15 protein-coding genes are annotated in these 13,331 nt (G+C 72.7%); 10 read left to right on the top strand and 5 right to left on the bottom strand.

Annotated elements, in window-relative coordinates; all coding sequences use genetic code 11:
• The first annotated feature begins 9 nt into the window (after positions 1-9).
• The 5 genes from ACIBA9_RS01575 (at position 10) to tatC (ending at position 3,445) form a co-directional block, all read left to right on the top strand.
• Positions 10-798 carry a zf-HC2 domain-containing protein gene (locus ACIBA9_RS01575; protein WP_399359340.1) on the top strand — a complete coding sequence of 263 codons (789 nt, stop codon included), beginning with the start codon at positions 10-12 and terminating at the stop codon, positions 796-798.
• Between the two features lie 341 nt (positions 799-1,139).
• Positions 1,140-1,562 carry an ATP-binding protein gene (locus ACIBA9_RS01580; RefSeq protein WP_399359341.1) on the top strand — a complete coding sequence of 141 codons (423 nt, stop codon included), beginning with the start codon at positions 1,140-1,142 and terminating at the stop codon, positions 1,560-1,562.
• Positions 1,563-1,666: 104 nt separating this feature from the next.
• The gene (locus ACIBA9_RS01585; protein WP_399359342.1) at positions 1,667-2,086 is read left to right on the top strand and encodes a hypothetical protein; all 420 of its coding nucleotides are present in this window, start codon (positions 1,667-1,669) and stop codon (positions 2,084-2,086) included.
• Between the two features lie 139 nt (positions 2,087-2,225).
• Positions 2,226-2,444, top strand: a complete 219-nt coding sequence (gene tatA, locus ACIBA9_RS01590; RefSeq protein WP_399359343.1) for a Sec-independent protein translocase subunit TatA — start codon at positions 2,226-2,228, stop codon at positions 2,442-2,444.
• 47 nt (positions 2,445-2,491) lie between these two features.
• Positions 2,492-3,445, top strand: coding sequence for a twin-arginine translocase subunit TatC (tatC, locus tag ACIBA9_RS01595; RefSeq protein WP_399359344.1), 954 nt, complete (start codon positions 2,492-2,494; stop codon positions 3,443-3,445).
• Between the two features lie 137 nt (positions 3,446-3,582).
• Here tatC and ACIBA9_RS01600 read toward each other — a convergent pair whose 3' ends face one another.
• Positions 3,583-4,548, bottom strand: coding sequence for a pirin family protein (locus ACIBA9_RS01600; protein ID WP_399359345.1), 966 nt, complete (start codon positions 4,546-4,548; stop codon positions 3,583-3,585).
• A gap of 372 nt (positions 4,549-4,920) precedes the next feature.
• Positions 4,921-5,616 (bottom strand): type 1 glutamine amidotransferase domain-containing protein, encoded by a 696-nt coding sequence (locus ACIBA9_RS01605; protein ID WP_399359346.1) that lies wholly within the window; start codon positions 5,614-5,616, stop codon positions 4,921-4,923.
• Between the two features lie 137 nt (positions 5,617-5,753).
• Between ACIBA9_RS01605 and ACIBA9_RS01610 the strand changes: the two genes are divergently transcribed.
• Complete coding sequence (locus ACIBA9_RS01610; RefSeq protein WP_399359347.1) at positions 5,754-6,698, top strand: LysR family transcriptional regulator; 945 nt, start codon at positions 5,754-5,756, stop codon at positions 6,696-6,698.
• 143 nt (positions 6,699-6,841) lie between these two features.
• Here ACIBA9_RS01610 and ACIBA9_RS01615 read toward each other — a convergent pair whose 3' ends face one another.
• The 3 genes from ACIBA9_RS01615 to ACIBA9_RS01625 form a co-directional block, all read right to left on the bottom strand.
• On the bottom strand, positions 6,842-7,816 hold the full coding sequence (locus tag ACIBA9_RS01615) for a D-cysteine desulfhydrase family protein (protein WP_399359348.1): 975 nt from the start codon (positions 7,814-7,816) through the stop codon (positions 6,842-6,844).
• Between the two features lie 61 nt (positions 7,817-7,877).
• The gene (locus ACIBA9_RS01620; protein ID WP_399359988.1) at positions 7,878-9,173 is read right to left on the bottom strand and encodes a VWA domain-containing protein; all 1,296 of its coding nucleotides are present in this window, start codon (positions 9,171-9,173) and stop codon (positions 7,878-7,880) included.
• A gap of 53 nt (positions 9,174-9,226) precedes the next feature.
• The gene (locus ACIBA9_RS01625; RefSeq protein ID WP_362151450.1) at positions 9,227-10,084 is read right to left on the bottom strand and encodes a MoxR family ATPase; all 858 of its coding nucleotides are present in this window, start codon (positions 10,082-10,084) and stop codon (positions 9,227-9,229) included.
• 261 nt (positions 10,085-10,345) lie between these two features.
• Here ACIBA9_RS01625 and ACIBA9_RS01630 point away from each other — a divergent pair, with 261 nt between their 5' ends.
• The 4 genes from ACIBA9_RS01630 (at position 10,346) to ACIBA9_RS01645 (ending at position 13,313) form a co-directional block, all read left to right on the top strand.
• A complete protein-coding gene (locus tag ACIBA9_RS01630) occupies positions 10,346-10,918 on the top strand; it encodes a TetR/AcrR family transcriptional regulator (RefSeq protein WP_399359349.1) in 573 nt (190 codons plus the stop codon).
• 81 nt (positions 10,919-10,999) lie between these two features.
• The gene (locus ACIBA9_RS01635; protein WP_399359350.1) at positions 11,000-11,680 is read left to right on the top strand and encodes an ABC transporter permease; all 681 of its coding nucleotides are present in this window, start codon (positions 11,000-11,002) and stop codon (positions 11,678-11,680) included.
• Positions 11,677-12,348: an ABC transporter permease gene (locus tag ACIBA9_RS01640; protein WP_362151443.1), complete on the top strand. Its 672-nt coding sequence runs from the start codon at positions 11,677-11,679 to the stop codon at positions 12,346-12,348. The genes ACIBA9_RS01635 and ACIBA9_RS01640 overlap by 4 nt, the downstream gene beginning before the upstream one ends.
• On the top strand, positions 12,345-13,313 hold the full coding sequence (locus tag ACIBA9_RS01645; protein WP_393899180.1) for an ABC transporter substrate-binding protein: 969 nt from the start codon (positions 12,345-12,347) through the stop codon (positions 13,311-13,313). The genes ACIBA9_RS01640 and ACIBA9_RS01645 overlap by 4 nt, the downstream gene beginning before the upstream one ends.
• Positions 13,314-13,331 lie beyond the last annotated feature (18 nt).

Here is a 13,331-nt window from a genome sequence, read left to right on the forward strand (position 1 = left end):
GTGGCGACCATGAGTGCGGAGCACGACGCCCTCCGGATGGCGCTGGGAGGATACGTCCTGAGCGCGCTGCCCCCGGCGGAAATGGAACGGGTGCGCGTCCACCTCATGGAATGCGCCGAATGCCGGGCCGAACACACCCAGCTGGCGGGATTGCCCGCGCTGCTGGCGACGGTGACCGAGGCCGAAGCCTCAGGCCGGATGGTGCCGACGGCCGACGGGGACCTGGCCGACCGGCTGGTGGCACGGGCAGCCGAAGGCGGGCACGGCTCCCTGCCCGAACAGCCCGCCATGGCCGCGATGTCGAGGATGCCGGAGGGGGGTCTGCTGGAGAGGCTGCTTCAGCAGGCCGCGTCCCGGCGCCGCAGGACCTGGCGTCTGCAACTGGCCGGCGCTGCTGCCTCGCTGACGTTCATCGCGGCAGCGGTCGGCGGCACATGGCTGGCGGCCGTCGGATCCGTGGGCAGTCAGGCGGCGCCGCCTGGGCCGACCGCGCCGACTACCTGGCGCACCTTCTCCGGAAGCGATCCCGCCACCGGTGTCTCCGCCTCGGTGAAGGTCTCGCCCGCATCCTGGGGCAGCGTCGTGCAGGTCTCGGCCAAGGGGGCACCCGCCGGGATCACCTGCCGGCTTCAGGTGGTCGGGCCCGGCGGAGCCAGGACGGACGTCGCCAGCTGGCGGGCAGGCGAGTATCCTCCCGGCACCACCATCCCAGGAGCGGTTGCCATGTCCCCGGGAGCCATCGAGCACTTCGAGATCCACGCAGGCAACGGTCAGAAGCTGGTCACCATCCGGGCGTGACGCGAGGCCAGGACGCTCGTGCCACTGGGGCCGGCTGCACAGCCACGCTCGTGATCACCGTCGTCGACCGATGCCACCACGCCGGCACGGGGCGACCTCAACTCCCTTCTGCGTAGAGCTCTGACAAAGGCGAGTGAGTCCAGCCCGACCGCTGGCATCGACATGACTCGCAAGAAGTCGAATAAAAGGGGCGGATAACCCGAACCGTTCGGCATGTGTCGTCCGTGGAACCAAATGAGCGCGGCCATACAGGATCCCGCCTGCCGACCGTCCCCGAAGTTGTTGGCGGTCCCCCCGTACCGGCACCCGCACATCCACGGAAGAGCCAGAAGACCATGTTTGTGACCGATTCCCCCAGCCCGAGTTCACTGCTCGGTCGGCACAGCCGCCACCGCGCGCTGCTCACCTTGCCCGCGCAGGAGGCGCACGTCTCCGCCGCTCGTCACTTCGCGGCCGATCTGCTGGAGACCTGGAGTGTGCCCGCAGGCAAGCGGGACTCCGCCGTCCTCATCGTCGACGAACTCGCCGCCAACGCCGCGCAGTACGGCCACGAGCGGATGACCCTGCTGCTCGTCCTCGACGCCGGCGCTCTGCACATCGTGGTCACCGACTCCGGCATGAGCGTGGAACACCATCGCCCCGACACCGCCCCCGACGAACACGGCCGCGGCACCGGCATCGTCCAGTACCTCGCCGAGTCGACCGAGGTCCACCAGACACGCAGTGGCCGCGAAGTCCGCGCGTGCCTGAGGTGCTGGCCATGACCGGGCCGGCGCAGCGACAGGTCACCGGGGGCGGCTGCGGCGCCGGGGCACCCGACGACCAACGCTGCGGCGCCAGCCCCCTACTTGCCGGCGGAGGTGTGAGCGTGAACGTCACCCCGAACACCCCGAACAGTGGCGAGGGCATCAGCGCTCCGCCCCCGCACGAGGCGTACGCGAATGCGCCGGAGCTGCGCCGCGAGATACACCAGGTGCTCGCCCTCGGGGCCGAACGCGACGGCCGCCAGGCCAGGCCCGTCACCGGCCCCCCGGTCGATCCGACAGTCGCCGAACGCACCTGGCGGCTGCGCCGGGCCGCCCTCATGGATCGGATGGCCCTGGACGACCCCGGCCCCGGCCCGGTCGCAGCCGCCGCGGAAACCGCCGAACAACTCGTCCTGCTCGACCGCAGCCATCCCGACCTGGTGGCCGGCTCACACCACCCCGACGCCCTCACCCCTAACCGCCGCCTCTATGTCCGCCAGGAGTACGCCGCCTGGACGGCCGCCGGGCGCCCCGGAACCTGACTCGACCCCGATCCGACCGGAAAGAAGGAGACATGACCCGCAACGACAAGGTGTGCGCCTCCCGCCCCGTCAACCGCCTTCGAACGCGTCAGCCTTCATACCGTCTGCGGCGATCGGTGCCGCTTGGGGTGGTGTGACGATGTTCCGCAATGCGCTGGAGCCCTGGCACGTGCTGATCCTGGTCGCCGTGGTGGTTTTGATCTTCGGCTCGAAGAAGCTACCCGACACAGCCCGGGCGCTGGGCAAGTCCATGCGGATCCTCAAGAGCGAGACCAAGGCCATGAAGGACGACGGTGCCCCGAACGAGCCACCCCCCGAGCCTGAGCCTGCACCGGGACCGGGGACGATCAAGCACTGACGCAAGGCCGGTGGCATCCGGCCTGCCGCACGAGATGAGGACGCGGCGTGCTCCAGTCAGCCCGCAGCCAGCAGAAGAATCCCGAGGGGCGGATGCCGCTCGCGAAGCACCTTCGTGAGCTCCGCAACCGGCTCACCAAGGCCGTCCTCGCCATCCTGGTCGTCACGATCGCCGCAGCCTTCTCCTACAAGGGCATCGTGAACTTCTTCACCAGGCCGGTGCTGGACTCGGTCGGCTGCCCGACGTCCTTCGCCGATCTGGCCAAGCGGACCGCGGCCACCACCTGCGCGCGCATCACGATCAACGGTCTGCTCGCGCCCTTCACCCTGGCGCTGAAGGTGTCCCTGATGGCTGGCGTGGTGCTGGCCTCGCCGGTATGGCTGTACCAGTTGTGGGCGTTTGTTGCCCCCGGCCTGCACCAACACGAGAGGAAATACGCCTACGCGTTCGTCGGCGCGGGCGTGCCCCTATTCTTCGGCGGAGCCTTCTTCGCCTACAAGGTGCTGCCCACGACCGCCAAGGTGTTGATCGACTTCACCCCGCACGGGGTGCAGAACCTGCTGCCGCTGGACGATCTGCTCGACCTCGTCACCCGCATGGTGGTCGTCTTCGGTCTCTCCTTCGAGATGCCGCTGCTGCTGGTGATGCTGAACCTCACCGGAGTGCTCGGCGGCCGACGGATGCTCGGCTGGTGGCGCGGCATGGTCATGGGGATCACGGCCTTTTCGGCCGTGGCGACGCCGAGCACGGACCCGCTGACCATGCTGGCGCTGGCCGCGCCGATCTGGGTGCTCTATTTCGCCGCTGTTGTCTTTGCGCTTCTCAAAGACCGGCGCACGGCCCGGAGAGAGGCAGAGGGGCCCGGTGACGACGAGATCTCCGACCTCGACCTCACGCCGCAGGACATCGGCGAAGTGGAATCGGTGACCGCCGGCAGCGTTGTCGAGGTGACGGCGCTGAATCCGGGTTCGGACAGGCCGAGGCCGGATGAGAGGACCTAGGGTGTTTCCTCATCAGGACCACGTCCGGCATGGTCCTGGGCGGCCGGTCCGACGGGGGACCCGTAAGCGGGCCATGACCTGAGTGGACGCGGGTGCGTCACCGGCCTGGCCGGGCGTGCGTTCAAGGGCCGTCCAGGTCAGCGCACCCTTCCGCGTGGTTTCATCGGCACCGGCGGCAGCTCGGGTGCCGGCAGCGGAGCCCCGTCGTAGCCCTTCACCTCGCCGAAACGAACCCCCTCCATCCAGTCCTCGCGAGCCTGCACGATCTCTTCCTGGGAGCGGGCGACGAAGTTCCACCACATGATGAGTTCCTCGGCGAACGGCTCGCCGCCCAGGAGCATGACGGAGGCGTCCGACTCGGCGCGCAGCGGCAGTTCGGAGCGTCCGCAGCCCAGGTAGAGCATCGAGCCGGGCAGCACCGGCACCCCGTCCGCGCGCACCTCCCCGGACATGGCCAGGACGCCGTACTCGAAGTCGGGTTCGAGGGGCAGGCGGACGTCGGCGCCCCGGGCGAGGGTGAGGTCGGCGCCGACGATCGGGGTGTACGCCGTACCGGGGGAGCGGGAGCCGTCCAGGTCGCCCAGGATCACCGTGGCCGTCAGGCCCGGCGCGGTCACGGTGGGCAGCTCCGGGTGGTACTCGAACTTCGGCTCCGTGTGGCGGTGTTCGTCCGGCAGCGCCACCCACAGCTGGGCTCCGTGCAGAAAGCGGGCGTGTGACCTCGGGCTCTCCTCGGAATGGCTGATCGCGCGGCCCGAGGTCATCAGGCCCAGCTGGCGGGGCCGGATCGTCTGCAGGCTGCCGGTGGAGTCCCGGTGCAGCACCTCGCCCTGGTGCAGCCAGCTGACCGTCTGCAGCCCGATGTGCGGGTGCGGTGGGACCTGCATGCCGGGCTCGTCCGCGATGTCGTCCGGGCCGTAGTGGTCGACGAAGGCCCACGCGCCGATCATGCGGCGGCCGAGGTTCGGCAGCAGTCGGCGCACCTCGGTCGACTCGCCCAGCTTCACGCGTCGGGGGCTCAGCAGCTCGCGCACGGGTTCGGCGACGACGAACCCGCGGCCGCCGCAGGCACTGGGCACGGGCGCACGGTCAAGGTTGCTCATACCGCCCAACCTAGCGGTGCTCGCCCCCGTGCCGTGAGCGCGGAACCCGCGTACCGCTTGGTCTGCCCGTCGCCTCCCGCGCCACCGCCACCGCCGTCGCCCCACGAGCGCGGTGGGCGCCACAGTCGCGGTGGGCGTCACGGGCCCTTCGGGTACGGCGGGTGCCGGGGGCCCTACGGCGGGCGGCGCGGTCGGCGGGGCGGCGGGGGCCGGCGACGCGGGGGTGAGCCCGGGTCGGGCGGGATGGGGGCGCCCGCCTCGGAGCCGGTCCCGCCGTGCCAGGCGCCGGAACCCGCTTCACCGGACGCGTTCCACCGGCTCCTCCGGCCCTCTCACGGCCGTCGTGCGCTGGGGGAGGCCGTGACCGTTGCCTCAGCCCAGCCGCTTGACCAGTTCCTCGGCGACCGGGGCCGAGGACGCCGGGTTCTGGCCGGTGACGAGGTTCCGGTCGACCACCAGGTGCGGCGCCCACGGCTCGGCCGCGCGCACGTCGACGCCCGCCTCGGTCAGCCGGTCCTGAAGCAGCCAGGCGGCCCGCTCTGCGAGGCCGCCCTGGGTCTCCTCCTCGTTGGTGAAGGCGGCGGCCCGGTAGCCGGCGAAGGCGTTGGTGCCGTCGGCCCGGACGGCGGCGAGCAGGGCGGCCGGCCCGTGGCAGACCACGGCCAGCGGTTTGCCCGAGTCGAGGGCCTCCACGAGCAGCCGGCCCGACTCGGGGTCGACGGACAGGTCCTCCATGGGGCCGTGGCCGCCGGGGTAGAACACCGCCGCGAAGTCGTCGAGGTCCACCTCCGCGAGCTTCACCGGGCTGTGCAGCTCGGTCATCTCCTCCACCGCGCGCGCGAGGGCGTCGGCCTTCTCCTGGCCGCCGTTGACCTCGGCGGCCAGGCTCGCCCGGTCGACCGGCGGCACCACACCGCCCGGCGTGGCGACGACGACCTCGTGACCGGCGGCCTTGAGGGCGCGGTAGGGGACCACGGCCTCCTCGGCCCAGAAGCCGGTGGGGTGCGAGGTGCCGTCGGCGAGCGTCCACCGGTCGGCGCCGGTCATCACGAACAGGATCTTCGACATGAGGTTCTCTCTCCCGGAAGTCTTGCCTTACGAGCCTTACGAGCCTTACGAGCCCTACGAGCCCTATGAAGAAGAACGTAGGCGAGGAGGCGCATAGGCAGCCAATGGGGCATCGAATGCCCGGTATAGGGATACCTATGGGGCCCGGGAAATGTCGGGCGGTGATACTCGGACGCGTGGAGACCGCTTCTCTCGACCTCAACCTGCTGCGCACCTTTCTCGCGGTGTACCGCTCCGGGTCCTTCACCGGCGCGGCCCGGCTGCTGGGCCTGTCGCAGCCGACGGTGACGGCGCAGATGCGCGCGCTGGAACGGCTGACCGGCCGCGAGCTGTTCGAACGGCTGCCCCGCGGTGTCGCGCCGACGCCGGTGGCCGAGGAACTCGCCGCCCGGGTGGCCGACCCGCTGGACGAGCTGTCCGCCGTGGCCGGCCCCGCTTCGCCGGGCGGGGCCCGCGCCGAGCCCGTCCATCTGGCGGGTCCCGCCGAACTCCTGTGCACCACCGTCCTGCCCGCCCTGGCCCCGCTGGTCGGCGAGGGCGTACGGCTGCGGGTGGTGACCGGGCTGACCGATCCGCTGCTGGAGGAACTGCGCGCCGGCCGGCACGACCTGGTGATCGCCACCTCCCGCCCCCGGGGCCGTACGCTGCAGGCCGTCGCGCTGATGGACGAAGAGTTCGTCCTGGTCGCCGCGCCGGTGTGGGCCGGACGGCTGGCCGACCGGCCGGCCGTCGAGGGGCCGGCGGCCCTGCACGACGTCCCGCTGATCACCTATGCCGAGGATCTGCCGATCGCCCGCCGCTACTGGCGCCACGTCTTCGGCCGCCGGCTGTCCCGGACCGCCGCCGTGACCGTGCCGGATCTGCGGGGCGTGCTCGCCGCCGTCGCCGCGGGCGCCGGCTTCAGCGTGGTGCCCCGCTATCTGTGCCAGGGCCTGCTGGAGTCCGGCGCGCTGGTGGCCCTGCTGGAGCCGGAGGACCCGCCCATCAACACCGGCTTCCTCGTCCAGCGCCCCGGCGCCCTCGACAACCCGGACGTGGCCCGGGTCCGCGCCCGCCTGCTGGAGGCGGCGCGCACCTGGTAGCCGGCCCATCCGGCGGCGGGACCCACCACGCGGCGAAGGCCCGACGTCACGGCCCAGCTCGTGGGGCGGGTTGGACGGCGTTGCCGTCGGCCGGGCCATGACGTCGTGTACGGCCCCTCCGGGATCGCGTCAGCCCGGGAACGTCAGCCCGGGAACGTCGTCGCCCCCCGCTCCGCGAAGGCGAGCGCGTCCGCGTGGCCGAACAGGCCGGGCAGGCCGCCGGTGTGCAGGAGGACGGTCTTCTCGCCCGGGCGGACGTCGCCGTCGCGTACGGCCGCGTGGAGTCCGGCGAGGGCCCGTCCCGTGTAGGTCGGGTCCAGGACCAGTCCCTCGGTGCGGGCGGCGAGCCGGAGCGCCTCGGCCACCGCGCCGGTGAGTGTCGCGTACCCCCCGCCCACCTGGTCCCGGCGGACGCGCAGCCGTTCCGCGGTGAGCGCCCCCGCCGTGTGTGGCGCGGCGAACCGTACGACCGCCGCGGCCGGGTCGGCCAGCGCGCCCACGTCCACGCCCAGTACCGACCGGGTGCCGAGGGCCGCGACCAGTCCGGCCATGGTGCCGCCCGACCCGAGCGCGACCACGACCGTACGCAGGTCCGGCACCTGCTCGCGCAACTCCTCGCCGCAGCGGGCGTACCCCTGCGCGGTCACGGCACTGGACCCGCCGAACGGGATCAGTGCCGGACGCGCGCCGTCCGCCCGCAACCGTGCGCAGACCTCGGCCGCGGCCGCGTCCAGCCCCGCCTGGTCCACCGTGTCCGCCCAGGCGAGCCGGGCCCCGAACAGGCCGTCCAGGGCGAGGTTCCCGGACCGTGCGACGCCCGGTGAGCCGCGCAGCACGAGGACGACGTCCAGCCCGAGGCGGGCACCGGCGGCCGCGGTCAGCCGGGCGTGGTTGCTCTGCGCCGCGCCCGTGGTGACGAGCGTGTCGGCGCCCTCGGCGAGTGCCGTGCCCACCGCCCACTCCAGCTTGCGGATCTTGTTCCCGCCGCCGCCCAGGCCGGTCACGTCGTCGCGTTTGATCCACAGGTCGTCCGGTTCGAGCCCGAGCGCGGCGGCCAGCCGGGGCGCCGGTTCGACGGGGGTGGGGTACGTGCCGAGCGGAACGGGCGGGTGGCTCATGGCGGAACTCCTGGAGAGCGGGCCGGCGGAAGGCCAGTCGATCACGGCCGGCCGGGTGGCGTCACACCGGCAGCAGGCGGGCGATCAGCGCGCCGAGCTGCCGGGCCGTACGGCACTCGTGCATCTCCACCAGCCCGGCGTAGGCGGGCGCGGCCGAGTCGCCGGTGCCCCACTGGGCGCGCGGTTCGGGGTTCAGCCAGTACACGCGGCGGGCCCGCCCGGCGACCTCCCGCACGGCGGGCAGGTTCGGGTCGCTCATGTTCGTCCGGGCATCCCCGAGCACGAACACCGTCGTACGCGGCCCGACCGCGTCGGCGTACCGTTCGGCGAACTCGCCCAGCGCCACGCCGTAGTCGCTGCTGCCGTGCCAGCCGGTGAGCGTGGCCTCGGCGCGGATGCGGGCGCCGAGCCCCTCGGGATCGGCGCGGCCGTGGTCGAGCAGGCCGGTCACCTCGTCGAGCCGGTTGACGAAGGCGAACACCCGCACCTTGGTGAACTGGTCGTGCAGCGCCTGTACCAGCAGCATCGTGAAGTCGGAGAAGCCGGACACCGAGCCCGACACATCGCACAGCAGCACGAGTTCGGGCCGGACCGGGCGGCGCCGGCGCAGCACCGGGCGCATCGGCACACCGCCCGTGGACAGCGAGGAACGCAGGGTGCGGCGCAGATCGACGGTGCCGCGCGCGGCACGCCGGCGGCGCGCGGCGAGCCGGGTGGCCAGCTTGCGCGCGAGCGGTGACACGGCCCGGCGCAGTTCGGCCAGCTGCTCCCGGCTCGCGAACAGGAAGTCCACCCGGTCCGCGGTCGGCCGCACGGCGCGTCGCGCCATCTCGTCCCGTCCCCGCCGCTCCGCGACCCGGCGCCGCGCCTCCGCCCCGACCAGCCGCCGGAACTCCTCGATACGGCGCCGGATCTCGTCGTCCAGCAGCCGGTCGGCGAACCGCGTGCCGCCGCCGTCCTGGCCGCGCACATCGGCCCGTACCCGGGCCAACAGGGTCTGCGGGCGCAGCCGGTCCAGGGTCTGGTAGGCCGACCAGCCGTCCGAGGCCGGTGAACTCCCGTACCCGCCCAGGCCGTCGACCGCCTCCGCCGCCAACTCGGCCAGCAGCGCACGGTCGTCGGCCGCCAGCGCCTTGGCCAGCCGGTCGCGCAAGTCCTCCCGGTCCACCGGCCCGCCGTCCCGGCCACCGACCCCGCGCGGGAAGTACAGGTCGAAGACCGGGTCGAACACGGCCCGCCCAGCGGGGCCGTGCAACAGCGTCGCGGCCAGTCCCTCGCGCAGCCGCTCCCGGTCCGCGAGCCCCAGCGCCTCCACCGCGCGGGCCGCGTCCACGCTCTCCCCGGTGCCGATCCGCATCCCGTGCGCGCGCAGCGCCCCGACCAGGCCGGTGATCCGCTCGGCGACACCGCTCACAGCGCGTCCAGGTCGAGCTTCGCCGCCGCCTTCTGGATGTCGTCCTGATGCTTGAGGATCACGCCGAGGCTGTCGCGGACCACCGTCTCGTCCAGGGTGTCGGCGCCCAGGGCCAGCAGCGTCCGCGCCCAGTCGACGGTCTCGGCGACGGACGGCGCCTTGCGCAGGTCCATCGCGCGCAGCGCCCCCACGACCCGGACCACCGACCCGGTCAGCGCCTCGCCGAGGCCCGGCACCTTCAGCCCTACGATGCGCCGCTCCAGCTCCTCCTCGGGGAAGCCGATGTGCAGGAACAGACAGCGGCGGCGCAGGGCCTCGGACAGTTCGCGGCCGGCGTTGGAGGTGAGGACGACGAACGGGCGGCGGGTCGCGGTGACCGTGCCCAGCTCGGGGACGGTGATCTGGAAGTCGCCGAGCACCTCCAGCAGCAGGCCCTCCATCTCGACGTCGGCCTTGTCGGTCTCGTCGATCAGCAGCACCGTCGGCTCCTCGCCGCGGATGGCGGTGAGCAGGGGGCGGGGGAGCAGGAACTCCTCGCTGAAGATGTCGGTGCGGGTCTCGTCCCAGTCCTCGCCGCGGCCCGCGCTGATCCGCAGCAACTGCTTGGCGTGGTTCCACTCGTACAGCGCCCGGGACTCGTCCACGCCCTCGTAGCACTGCAATCGGACCAGCCGGGCTCCGGCCGCCTGGGCGACGGCCTTGGCCAGCTCGGTCTTGCCCACTCCGGCGGGGCCCTCCACCAGCAGCGGCTTGCCGAGCCGGGCGGCGAGGAAGACGGTCGTGGCGACGGCGGGCGAGGCGAGATAGCCGGTCTCGGCCAGGCGGGCGGAGACGTCGTCGACGGAAGAGAACAACGGGGCCTCCGGCGGGGTCGAGGAGCGGTGCGGCCTTTCCGGGCACTATCTAAGCGCTTGTTCAGCTTGCCTGTCACGTGTTCGCGGACTGTTCGCGGGACTGCCTGTCACGTGTTCGCGGGATGCCCCATGGCGTTCGGGGGATGCCCCCAAGGCGTTCGGGGGACGCGCCCCCGTGGCGGGCGGATGGTCGGTGTCGGCGGCGGCGAGATGGATACACCGATCGGTTTCCATGCGCCCGTGGCGCGGTAACCTCGCCTTATGGCCTCCACAGACAAGGCGTCCTCCCGCGACCGGCTGCTCGACGCGGCCGCCCGGCTCTCCTACCGCGACGGCGTCTTCGTCGGCGTCGAGGCGCTGTGCCGGGAGGCCGGGGTCTCCAAGCGGTCGATGTACCAGCTCTTCGACAGCAAGGACGCGGTGCTGGCCGCGAGCCTGGAGCGGCGGATCCCCGGGTACCAGACCCGGCTCACCCACCCCCACCCCGAATCGGCCACACCCCGCGAGCGGATCCTGTACGTGTTCGAACGACTGGAGAAGGACTCCGTGGACGACGGCTTCCGCGGCTGCCCCTATCTGGCCGCCTTGGTCGAGCTGAAGGACCCGGGGCACCCGGCGAACGCGGTGGCACGGCGGGTCAAGGACGGCCTGAGGAGTTCCTTCCGCGCCGAGGCCGAGCGGGGTGGCGCCCGGGACCCCGAGCTGCTTGCCCGCCAGCTCGTGCTGGTCTTCGACGGCGCCAGTGCCCGGGCCGGCGCCGGAGTGGAACACCTGGCCGACGGCCTCGCCACGGCGACGGCGACCGTCCTGCTGGACGCCGCCGGCGTGGACTGAGATCCCCCGAGGCACGGCCCGGACCCCCATACGGATCACCTCAGCGCGCCCGACGCGCCGCCGGACCGGTGCAATGGAGCTGTGACCGCCGCCTCGGACGACTGCCTCGCGCGCAACGAGTGGATCTGTGGCGACTATGTGCGGACCCGGCGGCAGATCCTGCTCGACGCGGTCGGCCAGCATGTGCAGCTGACCGCCCTGTCGATCCTCATCGGCCTGGTCATCGCCCTGCCGCTCGCGGTGCTCGCCCGTCGCTGGCGCTGGGCGGCCGGACCGGTCCTGGCCGGGACGACGATCCTCTACACCATCCCGTCCCTGGCGATGTTCTCCCTGCTCCTGCCGGTCTACGGCCTCTCCGCCACCCTCGTCGTCGCCGGACTCGTGCTGTACTCGCTCACCCTGCTCGTCCGGAACATCCTCGCCGGTCTGCGCGCGGTGCCGGAGGAGACCCGGCAGGCCGCGCGCGGACTCGGCTACGGCCCCGTCCGCCTCCTCCTCACCGTCGAACTGCCCCTCGCCCTGCCCGCCGCCATGGCCGGCCTGCGCATCGCGACGGTCTCGGCGGTCTCCCTGGTCACCGTTGGGGCGATCGTCGGCTTCGGCGGTCTCGGGAACCTCATCTACGCCGGTATGAACACCTACTTCAAGGCCCAGGTGCTCACCGCCTCCGTGCTGTGCGTGCTGATCGCGATCGCCGCCGATCTGCTCCTGCTGGGCGTGCAGTGGCTGATCACACCCTGGGTGCGGGCGAGGCGCGCATGAGCACTCTGACCGCCGCCTGGGACTGGCTCACCGACCCCGCGCACTGGTCGGGGGAGGACGGCGTCCGGCACCGGCTGCTGCAGCACCTCGTGCTCACCGTCGTCTGCCTCGTCGTCAGCTGTCTGATCGCGCTGCCCGTCGCCCTGGTCCTCGGCCACCTCGGCAGGGGTGGCGCGCTCGCCGTCAACATCTCCAACGTCGGCCGGGCCGTCCCCACCTTCGCCGTCCTGGTCCTGCTCCTGCTGACCCCGGTCGGGAAGTGGGGCGAGGGGCCCACGGTGGTCGCCCTGGTGCTGTTCGCCGTACCGCCGCTGCTCACCAACGCCTACGTGGGGATGCGCGAGGTCGACCGCGGCGTCGTCCAGGCCGCCCGCGGCATGGGGATGACCGGCCGGCAGACGCTTCTGCGCGTGGAACTGCCCCTCGCGCTGCCGATGGTCATGAACGGGGTGCGGATCGCCGCCGTCCAGCTCGTCGCCACCGCCACCATCGCCGCCCTCGCGGGCGGCGGCGGCCTCGGCCGCATCATCACGGCCGGCTTCAACCTCGCCAGCACACCCCAGGTGGTCGCCGGCGCGCTGCTCGTCGCCGTGTTCGCGCTCCTCGTCGAGGGCCTCTTCGAGCTCGCCGAACGGCTGGCACCGGTGTGGGCCAGGGGCGGGCGGTGAACGGCCGAAGGGCCCGGGCCGCGGTCACCCTCCTCCCCGTGCTCACCCTCCTCGGTCCCACCGGCTGCACCACCGGCCCCTCCCTGGAGAACCGCGGCCAGGTCACCGCGCCGCCCGGAGACAGCCACCACCTGACCATCGGCTCGGCCGGCTTCACCGAGAGCGATCTGCTCGCCCAGATGTACGCCCAGCTCCTCGACCAGGCCGGCTACCGGACGTCCCTCCTCACGGTCGCCAACCGGGAGCTCTACGAACCGGCGCTGGAGTCCGGCCAGATCGACGTCGTGCCCGAGTACGCGGCCACCTTCGCGGACTGGCTGAACGCCAAGACGCACGGCGCCGACGCGCGTCCGGTCGGCTCGCCCGACCTCGACGCCACGATGAAGGCGCTGCGCGGGCTCGCCACACCCCGGGGACTGACCGTCCTGCCACCCGGCCGGGCGGTCGACCAGAACGCCTTCGCGGTGAGCGCCGCCTACGCCCGGCAGCACCACCTCGCCACCCTCGGCGACCTCGGCGCCTCGAAGCTGAAGGTGCGACTGGCCGCCGGTGACGAGTGCGTGCGGCGGCCGTACTGCGAGCCGGGGCTGAAGAAGGTGTACGGCATCGACATCACCGGCGTCGACCCCAAGGGGGTGGGCACCACGCAGGCCAAGCGCGCGGTGCAGGACGGCCGGGACCAGATGGTGCTGACCACCACCACGGACGCCACGCTCGACGAGTTCGGCCTGGTCCTGCTCGACGACGACAAGCATCTGCAGAACGCCGACTACGTGGTCCCGGTCGTCAACCGCTCCCGAGCCGGCAGCGCCGGCGTCACGAAGGCGCTCGGCAAGCTCAACGACGTCCTCACCACACAGGACCTGGCCGACATGAACCGGGAGGTCGACAGCCGGCGCCGACTGCCCGCCGACGTGGCGCGCGCCTATCTGGAACGCGAGGGCCTGCTCAAGCAGCGGACGTGAGAAGGGTCGGCGGGCAGG

Origin of the sequence: Streptomyces sp. NPDC051452 (genome assembly GCF_044454765.1) — a bacterium.
Taxonomy (GTDB): domain Bacteria; phylum Actinomycetota; class Actinomycetes; order Streptomycetales; family Streptomycetaceae; genus Streptomyces.

Bases quoted from the DNA above. Each gene is read 5' to 3' on its own strand.
- ACIBA9_RS01575 (WP_399359340.1), top strand. From the start codon at position 10: ATGAGTGCGGAGCACGACGCCCTCCGGATGGCGCTGGGAGGATACGTC.
- ACIBA9_RS01640 (WP_362151443.1), top strand. From the start codon at position 11,677: ATGAGCACTCTGACCGCCGCCTGGGACTGGCTCACCGACCCCGCGCAC.
- ACIBA9_RS01610 (WP_399359347.1), top strand. From the start codon at position 5,754: ATGGGGCCCGGGAAATGTCGGGCGGTGATACTCGGACGCGTGGAGACC.
- ACIBA9_RS01630 (WP_399359349.1), top strand. From the start codon at position 10,346: ATGGCCTCCACAGACAAGGCGTCCTCCCGCGACCGGCTGCTCGACGCG.
- ACIBA9_RS01605 (WP_399359346.1), bottom strand. From the start codon at position 5,616: ATGTCGAAGATCCTGTTCGTGATGACCGGCGCCGACCGGTGGACGCTC.
- tatA (WP_399359343.1), top strand. From the start codon at position 2,226: ATGTTCCGCAATGCGCTGGAGCCCTGGCACGTGCTGATCCTGGTCGCC.
- ACIBA9_RS01615 (WP_399359348.1), bottom strand. From the start codon at position 7,816: ATGAGCCACCCGCCCGTTCCGCTCGGCACGTACCCCACCCCCGTCGAA.
- ACIBA9_RS01620 (WP_399359988.1), bottom strand. From the start codon at position 9,173: ATGCGGATCGGCACCGGGGAGAGCGTGGACGCGGCCCGCGCGGTGGAG.
- ACIBA9_RS01600 (WP_399359345.1), bottom strand. From the start codon at position 4,548: ATGAGCAACCTTGACCGTGCGCCCGTGCCCAGTGCCTGCGGCGGCCGC.